The following is a 2,052-nucleotide window of genomic DNA, read 5'->3' as shown; positions in this document are numbered from 1 at the left end:
CCCAGGCAAATTAGTGGTAACCTGCAAAGTCCCATTTGCCCGGGAGTACACCCTCCTTTACCAAAGGCAAAGGTTAGGTTTGATATTATTTTAAACCTTCCCCAGCCTGAAGTAAAGGAGAGATTACAGGTTAGGGGAGTGATGCTTATGAGGGTTTAAATTCTAATTAAATTAACTATAAGGTAGTTCAAATTGTGAAAAATCCATGAAAAGAGCATAGCATATGATTCTGGGAGAAGATGAAAAAACCTATAAAAAGAATGGAGGATTATAATGAAGAGGGTTAAGTTTATCTGTTGTTTATTGATTTTAACTTTTATATGTACTATCCCAATTAGTGCAAAAAATAATCAAAGCATTAAAGTTTTTTCTGAAGAAGAATTAAGAGAAAGATATGAACAAATTCAAGCTATAATGCTTGAATTACATTTAGGAGAAATTGCAGAAGAAAAAGCATTAAGTAAGTTAGAAGATATACATGTAGTACCTATTAAAGGGGAGAGTGTTTTATTAGAGGATGGAGAGGAATATAGTATTAAATCTAATCCAGACCATGCAATAAGTTTACCAAGAGTTAATGCAATGTATGATCAGCTTAGCGGATACCATTATGTTGCAGCACACTTCTTTTGGACTAACACAGCACATTGGCAATCTGATTTTCCAAATCCGTGGCCAGCACAGCCTGGTGTTGGAGTAGATATTGGTGGACCGGATGGATTTGGGATTTCTTTCTCTAGACCTATAAATTATCAATATTCAAATTTTATAACATATAATCAATCTGGATATCCTACTACTTGGTACTATCCAACCCGGATTGATGCTAATGCGGTAATTTATATAAAACAAGATTACGGTTCTAAAATGGCTGATGGTTCCTATAGTTATAATTGGGATTCTGGTTATATGGATGTGTTTTTTTTACCCCAAAACCCCGGTCAAACAATGTCAATATGGCAACAAATGGCACATACATGGGGTACAACTAATGTATATATTACAGGCATTTCACATCTAGGAATATCATGGGGTTTTGATAAACAAACTCATAAGTGGGAAGCACATGCTAAACAGGCATTATCGTATACACCACAGTAAGTAAGAATCATAGTATAAGTTTAAAAAGGAGGTTAAGTTTAAAGTTAATCTCCTTTTTAACTGTGGTAAATTGGAAATATCTTTAACAAAAAAGATCATGTAATAGTAAAGTGTTAACAACTTTTTTTAATTGAAGTTTAATTTGTATTAACTTAAGATATCAGCAAGGGAGGTGTATATATGTACAGGTGGCTTTTATTTGTTATTTTTGGTATCGTTTTTTTTATCCAGGCATGTGCTGCAACAGATACTTTCATAGAAAAAGATGAAGTGGATTTATCTGTTAGAATTGTTCCTTTTTCAGATACTTGTGATTTCAAATTATTTTTTGGCACGAAAAATTACTCAATGAATGAAGAGATAATTAAAGATTATATAAGATTATATATTACTTGGGAGGTATTGCCGAGTAAAATAATAACAGAATCAGATTTGTTTTATGCTCCATATCTCATTGTAATACCTAATACTAGCAATATATCATATGCAGGTGCAGATTATTATGGACTAGATATACAAAGTGTTTGTTCATTTCCCGATGAAGTTTTAGAATTTTTAACTCTCAAAGAAAACAGTTTGAATTTAGCGGATATTCATAATAGAACAGACGCTTTGTTTCTAAGGCCAAAATCATTTGCTCAAGGATTTTCAAGCATAGCATTTCATAAATCGGATAAATTAAACAAAGCTCTTTCATTTGAGGTTCATTTAATATATTACGATTTTAAAAAAAAATCTGGATGGATTAAATCAGTTTCAGACAATTAGCAAACTGCTAAATGGTGAGTTTGGAATAACTGTTAATCCTTCGCAATGGCTGGAATCGTGCATAGTGTAGGATACTCCCGCAACAGGTTTTATGCAATTCTTTAGAACTCTGTTAGGATTTATTATAATTACTAGTTTTTATAAAGAAAATTCTAAAGGACCTTGAGGGCGAAATATAAAATC

2 protein-coding genes are annotated in these 2,052 nt (G+C 32.2%); both read left to right on the top strand.

Annotated elements, in window-relative coordinates:
* Window positions 1-273: 273 nt before the first annotated feature.
* A complete protein-coding gene (locus tag K364_RS0108185) occupies window positions 274-1,101 on the top strand; it encodes a hypothetical protein (RefSeq protein WP_028307636.1) in 828 nt (275 codons plus the stop codon).
* Between the two features lie 180 nt (window positions 1,102-1,281).
* Window positions 1,282-1,869: a hypothetical protein gene (locus K364_RS0108180; RefSeq protein ID WP_028307635.1), complete on the top strand. Its 588-nt coding sequence runs from the start codon at window positions 1,282-1,284 to the stop codon at window positions 1,867-1,869.
* The last annotated feature ends 183 nt before the right edge of the window (window positions 1,870-2,052 follow it).

Source organism: Desulfitibacter alkalitolerans DSM 16504, assembly GCF_000620305.1.
Taxonomy (GTDB): Bacteria; Bacillota; DSM-16504; order Desulfitibacterales; family Desulfitibacteraceae; genus Desulfitibacter; species Desulfitibacter alkalitolerans.
This window is presented reverse-complemented; position numbering and strand designations above follow the sequence as displayed.